This is a genomic window from Blastococcus sp. SYSU DS0510 (assembly GCF_054050835.1).
This window is the reverse complement of the sequence record NZ_JBJHAC010000003.1, coordinates 147,064-166,928: the sequence shown is the minus strand read 5'-3', so window position 1 is coordinate 166,928 and position 19,865 is coordinate 147,064. Positions and strand designations below refer to the sequence as shown.

15 protein-coding genes are annotated in these 19,865 nt (G+C 73.7%); 12 read left to right on the top strand and 3 right to left on the bottom strand.

The window, feature by feature from the left end:
- Positions 1 to 2: 2 nt before the first annotated feature.
- From nuoF to ACI79P_RS03860, 11 genes are read left to right on the top strand one after another with little or no spacing between them, the layout of a single operon-like run.
- Positions 3 to 1,331: an NADH-quinone oxidoreductase subunit NuoF gene (gene nuoF, locus ACI79P_RS03910; RefSeq protein ID WP_456579713.1), complete on the top strand. Its 1,329-nt coding sequence runs from the start codon at positions 3 to 5 to the stop codon at positions 1,329 to 1,331.
- On the top strand, positions 1,328 to 3,838 hold the full coding sequence (locus ACI79P_RS03905; protein WP_456579712.1) for an NADH-quinone oxidoreductase subunit G: 2,511 nt from the start codon (positions 1,328 to 1,330) through the stop codon (positions 3,836 to 3,838). The genes nuoF and ACI79P_RS03905 overlap by 4 nt, the downstream gene beginning before the upstream one ends.
- On the top strand, positions 3,835 to 5,304 hold the full coding sequence (gene nuoH, locus ACI79P_RS03900; protein ID WP_456579711.1) for an NADH-quinone oxidoreductase subunit NuoH: 1,470 nt from the start codon (positions 3,835 to 3,837) through the stop codon (positions 5,302 to 5,304). The genes ACI79P_RS03905 and nuoH overlap by 4 nt, the downstream gene beginning before the upstream one ends.
- Complete coding sequence (gene nuoI, locus ACI79P_RS03895; RefSeq protein ID WP_456579710.1) at positions 5,297 to 5,914, top strand: NADH-quinone oxidoreductase subunit NuoI; 618 nt, start codon at positions 5,297 to 5,299, stop codon at positions 5,912 to 5,914. Before nuoH ends, nuoI begins: the two co-directional genes overlap by 8 nt.
- Positions 5,911 to 6,765 (top strand): NADH-quinone oxidoreductase subunit J, encoded by an 855-nt coding sequence (locus ACI79P_RS03890; RefSeq protein ID WP_456579709.1) that lies wholly within the window; start codon positions 5,911 to 5,913, stop codon positions 6,763 to 6,765. Before nuoI ends, ACI79P_RS03890 begins: the two co-directional genes overlap by 4 nt.
- Complete coding sequence (gene nuoK, locus ACI79P_RS03885) at positions 6,762 to 7,061, top strand: NADH-quinone oxidoreductase subunit NuoK (protein WP_246982456.1); 300 nt, start codon at positions 6,762 to 6,764, stop codon at positions 7,059 to 7,061. The genes ACI79P_RS03890 and nuoK overlap by 4 nt, the downstream gene beginning before the upstream one ends.
- A 36-nt stretch (positions 7,062 to 7,097) precedes the next feature.
- Entirely contained in the window at positions 7,098 to 9,005 is a 1,908-nt protein-coding gene (nuoL, locus tag ACI79P_RS03880) for an NADH-quinone oxidoreductase subunit L (RefSeq protein WP_456579708.1), read from the top strand.
- A 34-nt stretch (positions 9,006 to 9,039) separates the two neighbouring features.
- Positions 9,040 to 10,623 (top strand): NADH-quinone oxidoreductase subunit M, encoded by a 1,584-nt coding sequence (locus tag ACI79P_RS03875; RefSeq protein WP_456579707.1) that lies wholly within the window; start codon positions 9,040 to 9,042, stop codon positions 10,621 to 10,623.
- A complete protein-coding gene (nuoN, locus tag ACI79P_RS03870) occupies positions 10,620 to 12,158 on the top strand; it encodes an NADH-quinone oxidoreductase subunit NuoN (RefSeq protein WP_456579706.1) in 1,539 nt (512 codons plus the stop codon). Before ACI79P_RS03875 ends, nuoN begins: the two co-directional genes overlap by 4 nt.
- Positions 12,158 to 13,213: a polyprenyl synthetase family protein gene (locus tag ACI79P_RS03865; protein ID WP_456579705.1), complete on the top strand. Its 1,056-nt coding sequence runs from the start codon at positions 12,158 to 12,160 to the stop codon at positions 13,211 to 13,213. The genes nuoN and ACI79P_RS03865 overlap by 1 nt, the downstream gene beginning before the upstream one ends.
- A gap of 10 nt (positions 13,214 to 13,223) precedes the next feature.
- Positions 13,224 to 14,426, top strand: coding sequence for a PQQ-dependent sugar dehydrogenase (locus ACI79P_RS03860; RefSeq protein WP_456579704.1), 1,203 nt, complete (start codon positions 13,224 to 13,226; stop codon positions 14,424 to 14,426).
- On the opposite strand, the gene ACI79P_RS03855 is transcribed toward ACI79P_RS03860, so the two are convergent.
- Positions 14,410 to 15,096, bottom strand: a complete 687-nt coding sequence (locus tag ACI79P_RS03855; protein ID WP_456579703.1) for a pyridoxamine 5'-phosphate oxidase family protein — start codon at positions 15,094 to 15,096, stop codon at positions 14,410 to 14,412. The genes ACI79P_RS03860 and ACI79P_RS03855 overlap by 17 nt on opposite strands.
- A gap of 90 nt (positions 15,097 to 15,186) precedes the next feature.
- On the opposite strand from ACI79P_RS03855, the gene pdxR reads away from it, so the two are divergent.
- A complete protein-coding gene (pdxR, locus tag ACI79P_RS03850; protein WP_456579702.1) occupies positions 15,187 to 16,563 on the top strand; it encodes a MocR-like pyridoxine biosynthesis transcription factor PdxR in 1,377 nt (458 codons plus the stop codon).
- 157 nt (positions 16,564 to 16,720) lie between these two features.
- Here pdxR and ACI79P_RS03845 read toward each other — a convergent pair whose 3' ends face one another.
- The gene (locus tag ACI79P_RS03845) at positions 16,721 to 17,812 is read right to left on the bottom strand and encodes a 2-oxoacid:ferredoxin oxidoreductase subunit beta (protein WP_456579701.1); all 1,092 of its coding nucleotides are present in this window, start codon (positions 17,810 to 17,812) and stop codon (positions 16,721 to 16,723) included.
- Positions 17,809 to 19,779, bottom strand: coding sequence for a 2-oxoacid:acceptor oxidoreductase subunit alpha (locus tag ACI79P_RS03840; RefSeq protein WP_456579700.1), 1,971 nt, complete (start codon positions 19,777 to 19,779; stop codon positions 17,809 to 17,811). Before ACI79P_RS03840 ends, ACI79P_RS03845 begins: the two co-directional genes overlap by 4 nt.
- Positions 19,780 to 19,865: the final 86 nt, after the last annotated feature.

Here is a 19,865-nt window from a genome sequence, read left to right as displayed (position 1 = left end):
CCATGCCCCTCACCCCCGTCCTCACCTCGCGCTGGGGCGCCGAGAACTCCTGGCGGCTGTCGACCTACGAGCGCCTCGAGGGGTACTCGGCCCTGCGGACGGCGCTCGCGATGGACCCCGACGAGCTCGTCACGATGGTCAAGGACTCCGGGCTGCGCGGCCGCGGCGGCGCGGGCTTCCCGACCGGCATGAAGTGGAGCTTCATCCCGCAGCCCAAGCCCGGGGAGGAGCCCTCCGGCCCGGCGGCGATGCCCAAGTACCTCGTGGTCAACGCCGACGAGGGGGAGCCCGGCACCTGCAAGGACCTCCCGCTCATGATGGCCGACCCGCACTCGCTCATCGAGGGCGTGATCATCTCCGCCTACGCGATCCGGTCGACGTTCGCCGTCATCTACGTGCGCGGCGAGGCGGTGCACGCCCACCGGCGGCTGCTCAACGCGGTGGGCGAGGCCTACGCCGCCGGCTACCTCGGCACCGACATCCTCGGCTCCGGCTACGACCTCGAGCTCGTGGTGCACGCCGGCGCCGGCGCCTACATCTGCGGCGAGGAGACGGCGCTGCTGGACTCGCTCGAGGGCTACCGCGGCCAGCCACGGCTCAAGCCGCCGTTCCCCGCGGTCGCCGGCCTCTACGGCGCGCCGACGGTCATCAACAACGTCGAGACGCTGGCCAGCGTGCCGTTCGTCGTCCGCGGCGGGGCCGAGTGGTTCAAGGCCTTCGGGCCGGAGAAGTCGCCCGGCCCCAAGATCTACTCGCTGTCGGGCCGCGTCGTCCGCCCCGGGCAGTACGAGGCCCCGATGGGGACGACGATGCGGGAGCTGCTGGAGATGGCCGGCGGCGTCCGCCCCGGGCACGAGCTCAAGTTCTGGACGCCGGGCGGTTCGTCGACGCCGTACTTCACCGCCGAGCACCTCGACGTCCCGCTGGACTTCGACTCGGTGGCCGCCGCGGGCTCCATGCTCGGCACGACCGCGCTGATGGTGTTCGACGAGACCGACTCGATCGTCGAGGCCACCCTGCGGTTCACCCAGTTCTACGCGCACGAGAGCTGCGGCAAGTGCACCCCGTGCCGTGAGGGCACCTACTGGCTGGTCCAGATCCTGCAGCGGCTGGTCGACGGCCAGGGCACCGCCGCCGACCTGGATCTGCTCACCGACACCTGCGACAACATCCTCGGCCGGTCGTTCTGCGCGCTCGGCGACGGTGCGACCAGCTGCATCTCCAGCTCCCTGAAGTACTTCCGCGACGACTACGTCGCCCTGCTGCCGCCCGAGGAGCAGGCCCGCCTGGGCCGGTCGCTCCGCCTCGAGCCGGTCGGAGCCGCCTCGTGACACTCACCCCCACCAGCCCCGACCCCGCGCCGGCCGTCCCACCCGGCGCGCCCGGTCCGCACACGCCCGAGGACGCCGTCCGCTGCACGATCGACGGCTTCGACGTCGCCGTGCCCAAGGGGACGCTGATCATCCGGGCCGCCGAGATGATCGGCGTGCAGATCCCTCGGTTCTGCGACCACCCGCTGCTCGAGCCGATCGGGGCCTGCCGGCAGTGCCTGGTCGAGGTCGAGGGCCAGCGCAAGCCGGTCGCCTCCTGCACCATGCCCGTCAGCGAGGGCATGGCGGTGCGCACCCAGCTGTCCAGCCCGGTCGCCGACAAGGCGCAGCAGGGCACCATGGAGCTGCTGCTGATCAACCACCCGCTGGACTGCCCGGTCTGCGACAAGGGCGGCGAGTGCCCGCTGCAGAACCAGGCGATGAGCAACGGCCGGGCCGAGAGCCGGTTCGAGGGGGAGAAGCGCACCTACCCCAAGCCGCTGCCCATCAGCAGCGAGATCCTGCTCGACCGCGAGCGCTGCGTGCTCTGCGCCCGCTGCACCCGGTTCTCCCAGCAGGTCGCCGGTGACCCGTTCATCGAGCTGTTCGAGCGGGGCGCCCTGGAGCAGGTCGCGATCTACGAGGACGAGCCCTTCTCCTCCTACTTCTCCGGCAACACCACCCAGATCTGCCCGGTCGGCGCGCTCACCAGCGCCCAGTACCGGTTCCGCGCCCGCCCGTTCGACCTGCGCAGCGAGCCCAGCGTCTGCGAGCACTGCGCCTCGGGCTGCGCCATGCGCACCGACTACCGGCGGGGCAAGGTCACCCGCCGGCTGGCCGGTGACGACCCCGCGGTCAACGAGGAGTGGACCTGCGACAAGGGCCGCTACGCCTTCCGCTACGCCACCTCCAACGAGCGGCTGACCACCCCCCTGGTGCGCAGGGACGGCGTGCTGGAGCCCGCCTCCTGGCCCGAGGCCTGGGCGGCGGCGGCCGACGGCCTGCGCCGCGCCCGCGCCGAGGGCGGGGTCGGCGTGCTGCCCGGCGGGCGGCTCACGCTCGAGGACGCTTACGCCTGGGCCACCTTCGCCCGGGTCGCGCTGGGCACCAACGACGTCGACGCTCGGGCCAGGGCCCACTCGGCGGAGGAGCTCGCCTTCCTCGGCGCCGCGGTGGCCGGCACCGGACCCGTGACCGGCGCCGTCACCTACGAGGACGTCGGCACCGCGCCCGCCGTCCTGCTCGCTGGGCTGGAGCCGGAGGAGGAGTCGCCGATCCTCTTCCTCCGCCTGCGCCGGGCGGTGCGCACCGGCGGCCTCGCCGTGTTCGACCTGGCACCCTTCGCCACCCGCGCCGCGCAGAAGCTGGACGCCACGGTGCTCACCACGGTGCCGGGCGCGGAGGCCCGGTCGCTGCTCGCCCTCGCCGAGGGCAGCTGGGGCGGGCCCGCCGTCGAGGCGCTCCGGAAGCCGGGCGCGGTGCTGCTCGCCGGTGAGCGGCTGGCCGAGGCGCCCGGCGCGCTCACCGCGCTGCTCGCGCTGGCCGGGGCGACCGGTGCCCGCGTGGCCTGGGTGCCCCGCCGCGCCGGGGAGCGGGGCGCGGTGGAGGCCGGCGCGCTCCCCACGCTGCTGCCCGGCGGCCGCGCCGTCGACGACCCCGCTGCCCGCGCCGAGGTGGCCGCGGTGTGGGGCATCGACCCCGCGGCGGTGCCCGATGCCCCCGGCCGCGACGTCACGGGCATCCTCACCGACGCCTGCGCCGGCCGGCTGCCCGGGCTGCTCGTCGGCGGCGTCGACCCCGCCGACCTGCCCGACCCCGCGCTGGCGCGGGCGGCGCTGGACGCGGCGGCGTTCGTCGTGAGCCTGGAGATGTTCCCGACCGAGGTGACCGAGCGCGCCGACGTCGTCCTGCCGGTGGCGGCGTCGTCGGAGAAGGCGGGGAGCTACCTGGACTGGGAAGGGCGGCTGCGTCCCTTCGACGCCACCCTGCACGGCACCGGGCGGCTGGGGGACGGCCGGGTGCTGCACGGCCTGGCCGAGGCGATGGGCACCGACCTGCGCCTCCCCGCACCCGAGGTCGCGCGGGCCGCGCTCGCCGCGCTGGGCGCTCGCCGCTCGGCCGCGGAGAGCCCCGGACCCGACGTCGCGCCCCCCGACACCCCGGTGCTCCGCGACGATGAGGCGGTGCTCGCCTCGTGGCGCCAGCTGCTCGACGTCGGCACCCTCCAGCGCGAGGAGCCCGAGCTCGCCGGCACCGCCCGGCCGCCGGTGGTCCGCGTCGGCGCCGGCACCGCCGCGCGCCTCGGGCTCGCCGACGGCGACCGGCTCACCGTGAGCGGCGCGACCGGCTCGGTCACCCTGCCGGTGGCGGTCACCGCGATGCCCGACCAGGTCGTGTGGCTGCCGATGCGCTCGCCCGGCAGCGAGATCCGGACCGCGCTGGGCACCGGGCCCGGCGGCGTCGTCCGGCTGTCGGCCTCCCCGGTGCCCACCGGCGCCACGACGCACCCGCTGGGGGACGCGCGATGAACCTCTGGGCCACGCCCGAGCAGCCGACGCTGGCCGACTTCGGCCAGGACGTCTGGTGGATCGTGCTGATCAAGGTCGTCGGCGTCTTCGCGGTCCTGGTGCTGATGACGCTGTTCGCGATCGTCCTCGAGCGCAAGGTCGTCGCCCGCATGCAACAGCGGATCGGCCCCAACCGGGTCGGGCCGCGCGGCTCCCTGCAAAGCCTCGCCGACGGGCTGAAGCTGGCGTTCAAGGAAGACATCATGCCGGCGATGGCGGACAAGCCGGTCTACTTCCTCGCCCCGGTGATCGCCACCATCCCGGCGTTCGTCGCCTTCTCGGTGATCCCGATGGGCCCGGTCGTCAGCATCTTCGGCGAGCAGACGCCGCTGCAGCTGACCGACGCCCCGATCGGCGTGCTGATCATCCTGGCCATGTCGGCCATGGGCATCTACGGCATCGTGCTCGGCGGCTGGGCCTCGGGGTCGACCTACCCGCTGCTGGGCAGCATGCGCAGCGCGGCCCAGATGATCAGCTACGAGATCGCGATGGGGCTCTCCATCGTCGCGGTGTTCCTCTACGCCGGCTCGATGTCGACGTCGGAGATCGTGGCGGCGCAGGCCGACGGCAACGAGGTCTCCTTCTTCGGCCTGGAGTTCACCGGCCCCAGCTGGTACGCCGTGCTGCTGCCGGTCTCCTTCGTCATCTACGTGATCGCCGTCGTCGGCGAGACCAACCGCGCGCCGTTCGACCTGCCCGAGGCCGAGAGCGAGCTCGTCGGCGGCTTCCACACCGAGTACTCGTCGCTGAAGTTCGCGCTGTTCTTCCTCGCCGAGTACATCAACATGGTCACCGTGTCGGCGCTGGCCGCGACGCTCTTCCTCGGTGGATGGCGGGCGCCGTGGCCGATCTCCATCTGGGACGGCGCGAACAGCGGCTGGTGGCCGCTGCTCTGGTTCTTCCTCAAGGTCGTCGCCGCGCTGTTCGTCTTCATCTGGCTCCGGGGCACGCTGCCGCGGCTGCGCTACGACCAGTTCATGCGCTTCGGCTGGAAGGTGCTGGTCCCGGTCGCGCTGGTGTGGATCCTCGTCGTCGCCGCGATGCGGACCCTCTCCCGCGAGGCCGACCTCTCCACCGGCCAGGTGGCGCTCTTCGTCGGCGTCCCCGTCGCGGTCCTGGTGCTGCTCGGCCTGGCCCTGGCCGGCCGGACGGCGAACCGGGACGCCCGGGTGATGGCCGAGGAGGCCGCGGCCGGCGGCGTGCACGCCACCGACCCCGAGCCCGAGGTCCTGCCCCCGGCCGGTGGGCGGCGCCCCGCCGGCACCCCCAGCCGGTCGGAGGGCGGCTTCCCGGTCCCGCCGATGGACCTGGTCGTGCCTCCCTCCCCCCGCCTGCGCCGGGAACCGGTCGCGACCGACGGCACGGTCGTCGGCACCGGACGACGCGCACCCACGAGCACCACTCCCCAGGAGGACGGCGATGCCTGAGAGCCGCAGCGGCGACCCCGCCCGGCGCGGGAGCGCGGAGGTCGAGCGCCCGACGGGTGCGACGGCCGCGACGCCCGCCGTGCGCCCCACCCTGCGCGACCGGCTGGTGCCGGCGCCCGTCCAGGGCTTCGGGGTCACCTTCGCGCAGATGTTCCGGACGGTGACCACGGAGCAGTACCCGTTCGAGCCGAAGGTGACCAAGCCGCGCTACCACGGCCGGCACGTGCTCAACCGGCACCCGGACGGCTTGGAGAAGTGCGTCGGCTGCGAGCTGTGCGCCTGGGCCTGCCCGGCCGACGCCATCTACGTCGAGGGCGGGGACAACACCGAGGACGCCCGCTACTCGCCCGGTGAGCGGTACGGCGCGGTGTACCAGATCAACTACCTGCGCTGCATCTTCTGCGGGCTGTGCATCGAGGCCTGCCCGACCCGCTCGCTGACGATGAGCAACGACTTCGAGCTGGCCGACGACAACCGGGCCGACCTGATCTACACCAAGGAGCAGCTCATGGCTCCGCTCCTGCCCGGAATGGAGCAGCCCCCGCACCCGATGCGCCTCGGCGACGACGAGAAGGACTACTACCTGCGCGAGCCGGAGGTGCGGTCGTGACGCCGGACGCCACCCTGGTCGTCGGCACCGGCGAGGCCGTCGTCTTCTGGATCCTCGGCCCGCTCTCCCTGGCCGGCGCCCTCGGCATGGTGCTCAGCCGCAACGCCGTGCACTCGGCGCTCTGGCTGGTGCTGACGATGCTCTCGCTGGGCGTCTTCTACGTCGTCCAGTCCGCGCCCTTCCTCGGCGCCGTGCAGATCATCGTCTACACCGGCGCCATCATGATCCTGTTCCTCTTCGTGCTGATGCTGGTCGGCCGGGACTCCTCGGACTCGGTGGTCGAGACGCTGCGCGGGCAGCGGGTGGCGGCCACGCTGCTGGGCATCGGCTTCGCCGCGCTCGTCGGCGCCGGCATCGCGCGGGCGACGCAGGACCTGCCCGTGGTGGGGCTGGAGGCGGTGCAGGCCGGGCCCGGCGGCCCCGACGCGGGCAACGTCGAGGCGATCGCCGCCCTGCTCTACACCCGCTACCTGCTGGCCTTCGAGGTCACCGGCGCGCTGCTGATCGTCGCCGCGGTCGGCGCGCTGGTCTTCACCCAGGCCGAGCGGGACCCCGCGAGCCGCAAGGGCCAGAAGGAGCTGTCGCGCGCGCGGTTCCTCACCGACCGCCCGCAGACGCTGCCCGGCCCCGGCGTCTACGCCCGCGCCACCTCGGTCGCCGCTCCCGGCCGGCTGCCCGACGGGGGCATCGCGGAGGACAGCCTCGCCACCGGCATCGAGCCGCAGCAGGTCGAGCCGCTGCCCCGGGGCACCGGCCGGCAGCAGCTCGGCTCGCCGGACGCCGCGCTGGGCTCCCTCACCCCCACGGTGAGCGACATCCCGGGCGGCCGCGAGGGCGGTGAGCACCGGTGACGCTCTCCTACTACCTCGTGCTCGCGGCGATCCTGTTCACCATCGGCGCCGTCGGCGTCCTGGTGCGGCGCAACGCGATCGTGGTCTTCATGTGCGTGGAGCTGATGCTCAACGCCGTCAACCTGACGCTGATCACCTTCGCCCGGTCGACCGGGACCGTCGACGGCCAGATCATCGCCCTCTTCGTCATGGTCGTCGCCGCCGCCGAGGTGGTCGTCGGTCTCGCGATCATCATGTCGATCTACCGGACCCGCAGGTCCGCCTCGATCGACGACGCCAACCTGCTGAAGTACTGACGGCGAGACGGGGACACCTGTGTCTGAGGCCCATTCATGAGTGACGCACTGCCCGCCGACGGGCTGCTCGGCTGGTCGTGGTTGCTGATCGCGCTGCCGCTGGCCGGCGCCGCGGTGCTGCTGCTGGGCGGTCGCCGCACCGACCGCTGGGGCCACCTGCTGGGGACGGCGACGGTCGGCGTCGCCTTCCTGCTCGCGGTCCTCTGCACGGTGCAGCTCGCCGGTCAGGACGGGGCGCCGGCCGACGTCGAGCTGTTCACCTTCATCGCCACCGGTGAGCTCGACGTCACCGCCGGGCTGCTCTACGACCCGCTGTCGGCGGTCTTCGTCCTGCTGATCACCGGCGTCGGCTCGCTGATCCACGTCTACTCGATCGGCTACATGGCGCACGACCCGGGGCGGCGGCGCTTCTTCGCCTACCTCAACCTGTTCGTCGCGGCGATGCTCCTGCTCGTCCTGGGCAACAGCTTCGTGGCCCTCTACGTGGGCTGGGAGGGCGTGGGCCTGGCGTCCTACCTGCTGATCGCCTTCTGGTACACCCGCCCCGCGGCGGCCACCGCCGCGAAGAAGGCCTTCATCATGAACCGGGTCGGCGACGTCGGCCTGGCCCTGGCGATCTTCGTGATGTTCGCCCAGCTCGGGACGACGTCCTACGACGGCGTCTTCGGCTCGGTGGGCACCCTCGCCGGGGGGACGATCACGGCGATCGGGCTGCTCCTGCTGCTGGGGGCCTGCGGCAAGTCGGGTCAGTTCCCGCTGCAGGCGTGGCTCCCCGACGCCATGGAGGGCCCGACGCCGGTCTCGGCGCTGATCCACGCGGCGACGATGGTCACCGCCGGGGTCTACCTGATCGCCCGCTCGGCGCCGATCTACGACCTGACGCCCACCGCCCGCGCGGTGGTGCTGGCCGTCGGGGCGCTGACCCTGCTGATCGGGGCGATCGCCGGGTGCGCCTACGACGACATCAAGAAGGTGCTCGCGTACTCGACGGTCAGCCAGATCGGCTACATGTTCCTGGCCGTCGGGCTCGGCCCGGCCGGCTACGTGGCGGGCCTCGCGCACCTGCTCGCCCACGGCTTCTTCAAGGCCGGGCTCTTCCTGGGCGCGGGCTCGGTCATGCACGCGATGAACGACTCGGTGGACATGCGCCGGTTCGGGGCGCTGTGGAACAAGCTGCCGATCACCTTCGCCACCTTCGGGCTGGGCTACCTGGCGCTGATCGGCTTCCCGTTCCTGTCGGGGTACTTCACCAAGGACGCGATCATCGAGGCCGCCCTGGACCGCGGCGACGTCTGGGGCTGGGTGCTCGGCGGGGTGGCCGTGCTCGGCGCCGGGCTCACCGCGTTCTACATGACCCGGCTGATGCTCATGACCTTCTTCGGCCGCGCGCGGTGGGAGGAGGGCGTCCACCCGCACGAGGCGCCGACGGTGATGACCGCGCCGATGGTCGTGCTCGCCGTGGGCTCGGTCGCCTCCGGCGCGCTGCTGGTGTCGGTGTTCCCGCTCTCGGGTTGGCTGGAGCCGGTGTACGGGGAGCCGGCGGAGGCCGAGCACGTCGTCGCCCCCGCGGTGATCGGCCTGGTCGTCACCGTCGTGATGCTGCTCGGCGTGCTGGCCGCCTGGCTCTTCGTCGGCCGCCGCGAGGTCCCGGTCACCGCCCCGGTGCGGGTCTCGCCGGTCACCCGGGCAGCCCGCAACGCCCTCTACGCCGACGCGGTGAACGAGTCGCTCTTCATGCGCCCCGGCCAGTGGCTCACCCGCGCGCTGGTGTGGGTGGACAACCGCGGCGTCGACGGCGCGGTCAACGGCCTGGCCGCCGGGCTGGGCGGCTCGTCGTCGCGGCTGGGCCGGGCGCAGACCGGCTTCGTGCGGACCTACGCCCTCGGCATGCTCGGCGGCGCGGTCGTCGTCGCGGGGGCCCTGCTGGCGGTGACGGCGGGATGAACGCCGACGGGTACTTCGGAGAGGACGTGCTGCGGTGAGCGACTTCCCCTGGCTGCTGGCGATGATCGCCGTGCCGGCCGTCGGAGCCGCGGCGGTGGCCGCCCTGCCGCGCGGGCGCGACCTGCTGGCCAAGCAGGTGACCCTCGCGGTCAGCCTCGTGGTGCTGCTGCTCGCCGTGCTGACGACGCTGGCCTTCGACGTCGGCGGGGCGCGGTTCCAGCTCACGACGTCGGTCTCCTGGATCCCCGACTTCGGCTCCGAGTTCGCCCTCGGCGTCGACGGCATCGCGCTGGTGATGGTGCTGCTGGTCGGCGTCCTGGTGCCGCTGGTGGTCGCGGCCTCCTGGCACGAGGCCGACGCCGGGCCCCGCCCCGCGCGGGTCTTCTTCGCCTGGCTGCTGCTGCTCGAAGCGATGATGGTGGGCGTCTTCGTCGCCACCGACGTCCTGCTGTTCTACGTCTTCTTCGAGGCGATGCTCGTGCCGATGTACTTCCTGATCGGCAGCTTCGGCGGGCCGCGCCGGCAGTACGCGGCGGTCAAGTTCTTCGTCTACAGCCTGGTGGGCGGGCTGGTGATGCTCGCCTCGGTCATCGGCCTCTACGTGGTCAGCGCCGGCGCGCTCGGCGAGGGCACCTTCGCCTTCGACACGCTGCGGCAGCTCGAGATCGACCCCGACGTCCAGCGCCTGCTGTTCCTGGGCTTCTTCATCGCCTTCGCGATCAAGGCCCCGCTGGTGCCGTTCCACACCTGGCTGCCGGACTCCGGTGCCGAGGCCCCTGTCGGCGGCGCGGTGCTGCTGGTCGGTGTCCTCGACAAGGTGGGGACCTTCGGCTTCCTGCGCTACTGCCTGCCGCTGTTCCCCGACGCCTCGCGGTACTTCGCGCCGTTCGTGCTGGTGCTGGCGGTGGTCGGCATCCTCTACGCCGCGCTGCTGGCGATGGGGCAGAGCGACATGAAGCGGCTGGTCTCCTACACCTCCATCTCGCACTTCGGGTTCATCGCGCTCGGCATCTTCGCCTTCACGACCGAGGCGGGCACCGGCGCGGTGCTGTACATGGTCAACCACGGCCTGGCGACCGGCCTGCTGTTCCTCGTGGTCGGCATGCTCATCGCCCGCGGGGGCTCCCGCCGGATCGCCGACTACGGCGGGGTGGCGGCGAAGGCGCCGCTGCTGGCGGGGGCGTTCCTCGTGGCGGGGCTCGCCTCGCTGGCGCTGCCCGGCACCAACAGCTTCGTCAGCGAGTTCCTCGTGCTGATCGGCTCGTTCCCCGAGCGGCCGGTGTTCACGGTGCTGGCGACGCTGGGCATCATCCTGGCCGCCCTGTACGTCCTGCTGATGTACCAGCGCACCATGCACGGGCCGCCCCGCGGCGTGCTGCTGCAGGAGGACCCGGCCGAGCCGGCGCCGGCCGGCGGGGGAGCCACCGCCGTGCTCACCGCTCCGCGGAGCACCCTGCGGGTCTCGGACCTCGGCCGCCGTGAGCTGGCCGTCGTCGCCCCGCTGGTGGTGCTGATCATCGCGCTGGGCTTCTACCCGCAGCCGCTGATCGACCTGATCGAACCGGCCGTCGTCGCCACCCTCGACGACCTGGGCGCCTCCGGAGGTATCGACCGATGATCGAGGCACCCGACCTGTCGTGGGGGGCGCTCTCCCCCCTGCTGGTCGTGTTCGGCGCCGCGTGCGCCGGCATCCTGGTGGAGGCCTTCGTGCCGCGGGGGCTCCGGCACCCCGTGCAGGTGGGCCTGGCGCTGGCCGGCACCGTGGGGGCGCTCGTCGCGACGCTGCTGCTCGCGGGCACCCGGGAGGTGACCGCCGTCGGCGCGCTCGCCGTCGACGGCGCGGCGCTGTTCCTGCAGGCGACGATCGCGGGGCTGGGGGCGCTGTCGATCCTGCTCTTCGCCGAGCGGTCGCTGGACCCGGCGGGGTCGGCGTTCGTGGTGAGCGCCGCGGTCCCGGCCGGCAGCCCGCGCGACCGCCAGCTGGCGACCGTGCCGCGCGTGCAGACCGAGGTCTACCCGCTGGCCATGTTCGCGATCGGCGGCATGATGCTGTTCGTCGCGGCCAACGACCTGCTGGTCATGTTCGTGGCGCTCGAGGTGCTCAGCCTGCCGCTGTACCTGATCAGCGGGCTGGCCCGGCGGCGCCGGCTGCTCTCCCAGGAGGCGGCGGTCAAGTACTTCCTCCTGGGCGCCTTCGCCTCGGCGTTCTTCCTCTACGGCCTGGCGCTCGTCTACGGGGCCACCGGGAGCGTCCGGCTCAGCGAGGTCCGCGAGGCGGTCAGCGCCGACGGCGGCGGAGTGCTGCTGGTCCTGGGCCTGGCGCTGCTGATCGTCGGGCTGCTCTTCAAGGCCAGCGTGGCGCCGTTCCACACCTGGACGCCCGACGTCTACCAGGGCGCGCCGACCCCGGTCACCGCCTTCATGGCCGCCTGCACGAAGGTCGCGGCGTTCGGGGCGATCCTGCGCCTGCTCTACGTCGCCTTCGGCACCGCGGAGTGGACCTGGCGGCCGCTGATCTACGCCGCGGCGATCGCCTCCATGGTCGTGGGCGCGGTGCTCGGGCTGACCCAGACCGACCTCAAGCGCATGCTCGCCTACTCGTCGGTGGCGCACGCCGGCTTCCTGCTCACCGGCGTCATCGGCCTCGGGCCGGGGGAGACCGGCTCGGGGCTCGCGGCGACGATGTTCTACCTGCTCGCCTACGGGATCACCACGCTCGGCGCCTTCGCCGTCCTCACCCTGGTGCGGGACGGCGACGGGGAGGCCAGCCACCTGTCGCAGTGGGCGGGGCTGGGCGCGCGCTCGCCGCTCACCGCCGCGGTGATGACGCTGTTCCTGCTGGCGCTCGCGGGGATCCCGCTCACCGCGGGCTTCACCGGCAAGTTCGCCGTCTTCCGCGCGGCGATCGAGCAGGGCGCCTGGCCGCTGGCCCTGGTGGCGCTGCTGGCCAGCGCCGTGGCCGCGTTCTTCTACCTGCGGGTCATCGTGCTCATGTACTTCTCCGAGCCGGTCGCCGACGGGCCCACCGTGGGCGTGCCCGGCGTACCCACCACCCTGGTCCTGGCGGTGACCGCGACGGCGACCCTCGCGCTCGGCATCCTCCCCGGGGCGGTGCTCGACGTCGCGCAGCAGGCGGCTAGATTCGTCGGTTGATGACCGGAGCCCGTGCCGCAGTCGACGGCACTCCCCCCGAGGTCTGGCACCGGATCTCCACCCCGGCGTCGACCATCGGCCCCTGGCTGCCCGAGGGCGACCTCGGGGATGCGCTCGCGGAGGGGCTGGCCCGGGTGGAGGCCGAGCTGGCCGTCGCGGTCGGCAGCGAGCACCCGTTCGTGCGGGAGGCCGCCGGTCACCTGATGGCCGCCGGCGGCAAGCGGTTCCGGCCGATGCTGGCGCTCCTGGCCGCGCAGCTGGGGGATGCCTCCGCCCCGGAGGTGACGCAGGGCGCCGTGGTCTGCGAGCTCACCCACCTGGCGACGCTCTACCACGACGACGTCATGGACGAGGCCGCCGTGCGCCGGGGGGCGCCGAGCGCCAACAGCCGGTGGAGCAACAGCATCGCCATCCTCACCGGCGACCTGCTCTTCGCCCGGGCCTCCGACATCCTCGCCGACCTGGGGCCCGAGGCCGTCCGGATCCAGGCGCGGACCTTCGAGCGGCTCGTCACCGGGCAGATCAAGGAGACGGTCGGCGCGCAGCCGGGCGACGACCCGATCGCCCACTACCTGCAGGTGCTCGCCGACAAGACCGGGTCGCTGGTCGCGACGTCGGCCCGCTTCGGCGCCTCCTTCGCCGGGGTGGACGCCGCCCTCGTCGAGGCGCTCACCGAGTTCGGCGAGGAGGTCGGCGTCGCCTTCCAGATCTCCGACGACCTGATCGACATCGTCAGCACCGACGGCGTCTCGGGGAAGTCGCCCGGCACCGACCTCCGCGAGGGGATCGCGACCCTGCCGGTGCTGTTCGCGCTGGCCGGCGACGACCCCGCGGAGACCCGGCTGCGCGAGCTCGTGGCCGGCCCGGTCACCGACGACGCCCGGCACGCCGAGGCGCTCATGCTGCTGCGGTCCTCCCGCTCGCTGGCCCGCGCCACCGGCGTGCTCCGCGAGTACGCCGACCGGGCGCGCGCCCGGCTGGCCGGGGTGCCCGAGGGCGACGTGCGCGACGCGCTCTCGGCCCTCTGCGACTACGTGGTCACGCGCACCAGCTGAGAGGACCCCCATGCCGCCCTCCGCTCGCCGGCTCGCGGCGGGGCCGTGCGTGGGGGCCGCCCTCCTCCTGGCCGCCTGCTCGGGTGGGTCGGAGGAGGACGCCGGCTCGGTCTCCACGCCGCCGACGACCGAGGCGCCCGTCGGCGCCCCGTCCCTGCAGGTCGAGGTCGTGGCCGACGGGCTGGACCACCCGTGGGACGTGGTGCAGACCGAGGACGGCACGCTCCTGGTCGACGAGCGTGCCGGCGGCCTCACCGCGGTGCTGCCGGACGGCACCGTGCAGGAGGTGCGGGCCGACTTCGGCGACCTGTTCGCGGTCGGGGAGACCGGCCTCATGGGGCTGGCGCTGGACCCGGGCTTCGCGGAGGACCGGCGGTTCTACACCTGCCAGGGAGTGACCGGCGGCGGCGGTTCCTCGATCGAGGTGATCGCCTGGACCGCGGCCGAGGACTGGAGCGCCGCCACGCGCGTCGACGACCCGCTCATCGGCGGGATCCCGGTCAACGATCGCTCCGGGCGCCACGGCGGCTGCCGGCTGGCGTTCGGCCCGGACGGCGCGCTGCTCGTCGGCACCGGCGACAACGCCGTCGGCACCACCCCGCAGGACCTCGGCTCGCTGGCCGGCAAGGTCCTCCGCGCCGATCCGGAGACCGGGGAGGCGCTGCCCGACAACCCGTTCGTGGCGCCCGACGACGGCGCCGAAGACCTGATCTGGACCTACGGGCACCGCAACGTGCAGGGCCTCGCCGTCCGGCCCGGCGCGGACCAGACCTACTCGGTGGAGCACGGCCCCGACCGCAACGACGAGGTCAACCTGCTGCGGCCGGGCGGCAACTACGGCTGGGACCCCGTGGGGGACGGCGGCTACGACGAGAGCGTCCCGATGACCGACCCGGAGATCGAGGGGGCCCTGCCGGCGGTCTGGGACTCCGGCGCCCCGCCGATCGCGCCCAGCGACGGCACCTTCCTCGACGGCGAGCAGTGGGGCGACTACGACGGGCTGCTCCTGCTGGGCGCGCTGCGCGGGCAGCACGTCCTGGCCCTCCGGCTCGACGAGTCGGGGTCCCTGGTCGAGCAGTTCCGGCTGCCCGAGCTCGACGGCACCTACGGGCGGATCCGCACCGTCGAGCAGGGCACCGATGGCGCGCTGTACGTGACCACCGACAACGGCGACGACCGCGACCAGCTGCTCCGCGTCACCCCGCAGGGCTGAGGACCCGGCCGCCCACCCGCGGCGGGACAGCGGTCCCGGCGGGCAGCAGCGGGCACGGTTGCGGCTCGCCCGGCACGGTCACCAGGGGCAGGACGCCGGCCCACACCGGGTCCGCGACCTCCGCGCCCTCGATGTCGCGCTCGTCGTCCCCGGGTGGGCCGGTGCGGATCTTCACGCTGGCCTCGGCGAGGTCCAGGGCCAGCACCGCGGTGGCGGCCAGCTCCTTGCGGTCGGGGCGGCGGGTGGCCGCCCACGACCCGGGCGCCAGGTGCTCGGTGAGCACCTCCAGCGCGAGCAGGCGCTCGTCGGGGTCGGTGACCAGGCGGGCCCGCCCGTGCACGACCGCGCAGCGGTAGTTGACCGAGTGGTGGAAGGCCGAGCGCGCGTAGACGATGCCGTCCAGGTGGGTGACCGTGAAGCAGACCGGGGCCCCCGTCGCCGCCGACCGCAGCGTGGCCGCCCCGGTCGAACCGTGCAGGTAGAGGGTGTCGCCGTGCCGCCCGTAGCCGGTGGGCAGCACCACGGGGGCGTCCCCGAGCTGCACGCCGAGGTGACCGATCGGCCCGGCGTCCAGCACGGCGTGCAGGTCGGCCCGGTCGGTGCGGGCGCGCTTCGCACCCCGGCGCACGGTGCTGCGGGCGGTGGGGGAGAGCGGCGCGTCGGTGTCCACGGCACCGATCCTGGCCGGTGCAGGTGGACCCCCGGAACGGCCAATCCGCTAGATTCCCGGCAGTCCACCTCTCCGCCTGTCAGGAGCGCCGTGATCGACGTCCCGCCGGTGCTGCTCGACCGCGCCTCGGGGACGCCGCTGTCGGTGCAGCTGGCCGAGGCGCTGCGCGCCGCCGCCGCCGACGGCACCCTGCGCCCCGGCGACCGGTTGCCTTCCACGCGGGCGTTCGCCGCGGCGCTGCGAGTGAGCCGCACCGTGACCGTCGCCGCCTACGACCAGCTGCTCGCCGAGGGGTGGCTCGGCGGCCGCCGGGGCGCGGGCACCTACGTCCTCGGCGCGGTGACGACGGCCCCGCCGTCGGCTCCCGCCCCGGCTGCCCGGCGACCGGACACCGCAGCGCTGGTCGACCTGCGCGCCGGCTCTCCGTGCCTGGAGGTGCTCGACCGCGCGGCCTGGCGACGCGCCTGGCGGGCAGCCGGTGACGGTGCGCCCGATGGCCGCCCCGACGCCGCCGGGGACCCGGTCTTCCGGTCGGCGGTGGCCGGGCACCTGCTGCGGCACCGCGGCCTGGGCGCCGGCCCGGAGGAGGTGCTGGCCACGGCGGGCACCTCCGCGGCGGTCGGGGAGGTCGCCCGCGTCCTCCCTCCGGGCAGCCGCGTGGGGGTCGAGGACCCGGGCTACCAGCGGGTGGGCGGCGCGCTGCGCGAGGCCGGTGTCGAGGTCGTCCCGGTCCCGGTCGACGACGACGGCCTGGTCGTGGAGGCGATCCCGTCCGGGGTGTCCGCCGTCTACTGCACGCCGGCCCACCAGTACCCGCTCGGACGCCGGATGTCGGCCGCCCGACGGCTGGCGCTGGTGGCCCGGGCCCGCGCCGAGGGGTGGTGGGTGCTGGAGGACGACTACGACGGGGAGCTGCGTTACGACGTCGCGCCGCTGCCGCTGCTGGGCGCGCTGGGGCCGGACGTCGTCGTCCACCTGGGCACCACGAGCAAGATCCTCAGCCCGACGCTCGGCGTGGGGTGGGTGGTGGCCCCCGAGCCGCTGCGCGCGGCCCTGCTGACCCGCCGGACCGCCACGGGCACCCGGCCGGCGCGGGCCGGGCAGCGGGTGTTCGCGGCGTTCGCGGCCTCGGGGGATCTCGCCCGGCACCTACGGCGCCTGCGGCGGGAGCTCGTCGCCCGGGCCGGCGAGGTGCGCGCGGTGGTGGCTGCCGCCGGCTGCCGGGCCGAGGGCGACGCGGCGGGGGCGCACGTCCTCGTGCCGCTGCCCGGCCCCGCCGTGGAGGACATGGTCCGGAGCGCGGCCGCGGCGCGGGGCGTGGCGCTCGACGGCCTGGCCCGCCACACCGTCGGCGCGGGCGACCGGCGCGCCGGCCTGGTCGTCGGGTTCGCCGCTCCCACCCGGGAGGAGCTGCGCGGCGCGCTGACCGTGCTCGGCGACGTCTTGGCGGCGTCGCACGGGAGGTGACCGCGATCCGTCGTGCCGAGTGAGGGCCCGGAGGGCCTTCGCGCAGGCGCGACGCAGCGGCTCAGCTCACCGGGGGACGGCAGGTGGTCGCGGTGCCGTCCGGAGGACGGCAGTGTCGTGGCAGTGTCGTGGCGGTGTCGTCCGGAGGACGACCGGGTCATTGCACTTCCCAGGTGTCGCCGCCGGCGAGGAGGGCGTCGAGGTCGCCGGGGCCCTGCAGCCGCGCCTCGTGCAGCTGCTCGGCCATCATCGCCTCGTACGAGGGCTTCCGGACCGACCGGAAGACGCCCATCGGGGTGTAGCGCAGGTCCTGAGAGGACAGCCGCGACAGCGCGAACGCGTAGGACGGGTCCTCCCGGTTCGCGTCGTGCACGACGATCTCGCTGGCGTCGACCTGGTTGGTCTCGGCGATCCGCAGCCCGCCGAAGTCGTCGCGGACCACGCACGAGGCGCCGTCCGGGCCGAACACCAGCGGCTTGCCGTGCTCCAGCGGGATCGTCCACATCGGGCCGGTGGACGGGTCCTTGAGCAGGTCGAACGCACCGTCGTTGAAGATGTTGCAGTTCTGGTAGATCTCCACCAGCGCGGTGCCCTGGTGCTCGGCGGCCTGCCGCAGCACCTCGGTGAGCCCCTTCCGGTCGGAGTCCATCGCCCGGCCGACGAAGGTCGCGTCGGCGCCGATCGCCAGGGACACCGGGTTGAACGGGTGGTCCAGCGAGCCCATCGGCGTGGACTTGGTGACCTTGCCGACCTCGGAGGTGGGCGAGTACTGGCCCTTGGTGAGGCCGTAGATCCGGTTGTTGAACAGCAGGATCGTCATGTTGACGTTCCGCCGCAGCGCGTGGATCAGGTGGTTGCCGCCGATGGAGAGCGCGTCGCCGTCACCGGTGACGACCCACACCGACAGGTCGGGGCGCGAGGCGGCCAGGCCCGTGGCGATCGCCGGGGCGCGGCCGTGGATCGAGTGCATCCCGTAGGTGTTCATGTAGTACGGGAAGCGGCTCGAGCAGCCGATGCCCGAGACGATGACCATGTCCTCGCGGGCGATGCCGAGGCTGGGCAGAAAGCTCTGGACCGCGTTCAGGATGACGTAGTCACCGCACCCCGGGCACCAGCGCACCTCCTGGTCGGTCTTGAAGTCCTTGCCCTTGAGCTCGGTCTGCTTGGGACCGTGCTGCTCGAGCGAGCGGGCGATGGCGGCGTCGATCGGGGTCGGCGCGTCCGGCATGCCGAGTTCGACGGTGGTCACTGGAGAGCTCCGTTCACAGCAGCGGGGGTCACGGTGTCGATGGCGTCCTGGATCACCGCGGCGAGCTCGGCGGCGCGGAACGGCAGCCCGCGCACCTGGGTGTGGCTCTGCACGTCGACCAGGTACTTCGCGCGGAGCAGCAGCGCCAGCTGCCCGAGGTTCATCTCCGGGCAGATGACCCGGTCGTACCGGGCCAGGACCTCGCCCAGGTCGGCGGGGAACGGGTTGATGTGCCGCAGGTGGATCTGGGCGACCGGGCGGCCGGAGCTCCGGATCCGGCGTGCGGCGGCGCCGATGGGGCCGTAGGTGGAGCCCCACCCGATGACGGCGACGCGCGCGTCGCCGTCGGGGTCCTCGACGTCGGTGGCCGGGATCGAGGCGGCGATGCCGTCGATCTTGGCCTGCCGGGTGCGGGTCATGAAGTCGTGGTTGGCCGGGTCGTAGGAGATGTTCCCGGTCCGGTCGGCCTTCTCCAGCCCGCCGATGCGGTGCTGCATCCCCGCGGTGCCCGGGATCGCCCAGGCGCGGGCCAGGGTCTCGGGATCGCGCAGGTAGGGGAGGAACTCGCCGTCCTCGCCGTTGGGCTCGGTGGCGAACGCGACCGCCGACGTCAGGTCGGGCAGCGAGTCGGCATCGGGGATCTGCCACGGCTCGGCGCCGTTGGCGAGGTACCCGTCCGACAGCAGCATGACCGGCGTCCGGTAGGTCAGCGCGATCCGCGCCGCCTCGACGGCGGCGTCGAAGCAGTCACCGGGGGAGCGCGGGGCGATGACCGGCACCGGCGCCTCGCCGTTGCGGCCGAACATCGCCTGCAGCAGGTCCGACTGCTCGGTCTTCGTCGGCAGCCCGGTGGAGGGGCCACCGCGCTGCACGTCGACGATGACCAGGGGCAGCTCGGTCATGACCGCCAGCCCGATCGTCTCGGCCTTGAGCGCCACGCCCGGGCCCGACGTCGTCGTGATGCCGAGCGCGCCGCCGAAGGAGGCGCCGAGCGCCGCGCCGATGCCGGCGATCTCGTCCTCGGCCTGGAAGGTGCGCACGCCGAAGGCCTTGTGGCGGGACAGCTCGTGGAGGATGTCCGACGCCGGGGTGATCGGGTACGCGCCCAGGAAGACCGGCAGGCCGGAGCGCTGCCCGGCGGCCACGAGCCCGAGGGCCAGCGCCTGGTTGCCCGAGATGTTGCGGTAGCGCCCGGGCTTCATCGGGGCGGGCTTGATCTCGTAGGAGACGGCGAAGGCCTCGGTGGTGTCGCCGTAGTTGTAGCCGGCGCGGAAGGCGGCGATGTTGGCCGCGGCGATCTCCGGCTTGCGGCGGAACTGGCGCTCCAGGAAGCGGATCGTGCCCTCGGTGGGCCGGTGGTACATCCACGAGAGCAGGCCGAGGGTGAACATGTTCTTGCTGCGCTCGGCCTCCTTCTTCCCCAGCCCGGAGTCGGCGAGCGCGTCCAGCGTCATCGACGTCAGCGGCACGCTGACCGTCTGCCACCCCTCGAGCGAGCCGTCCTCGAGCGGGTTGGTCGCGTAGCCGACCTTCGCCAGGTTGCGCGGGGTGAACTCGTCGGAGTCGAGGATGAGCAGACCGCCGCCGGGGAGCTCGGCGAGGTTGGCCTTGAGCGCGGCCGGGTTCATCGCCACGAGCACGTCCGGGGCGTCGCCCGGCGTCATGACGTCGTGGTCGGCGAACTGCAGCTGGAAGGAGCTGACGCCCGGCAGGGTCCCCGTCGGCGCGCGGATCTCGGCGGGGAAGTTCGGCAGCGTCTTGAGGTCGTTGCCGAACGACGCCGTCTCGCTGGTGAAGCGGTTGCCGGTCAGCTGCATGCCGTCGCCGGAGTCGCCGGCCAGCCGGATCACGACGCGGTCGAGCTCCACGACGCTCTTCACGAGCCCACCGGGCGCGGAGCCGGACACCGGGGTGGCCGGGGCGCCGTGCGGGTCCGACGGCGCGACGGTCGGGTTGGTGCCAGTCATCAGCGGTCTACCTCCACCGGGCGAGGTTACGTGCGTGTGTACGCGCCCGGGATGTGCAACCGGACACTCCGCAGCGGCGAGGATGT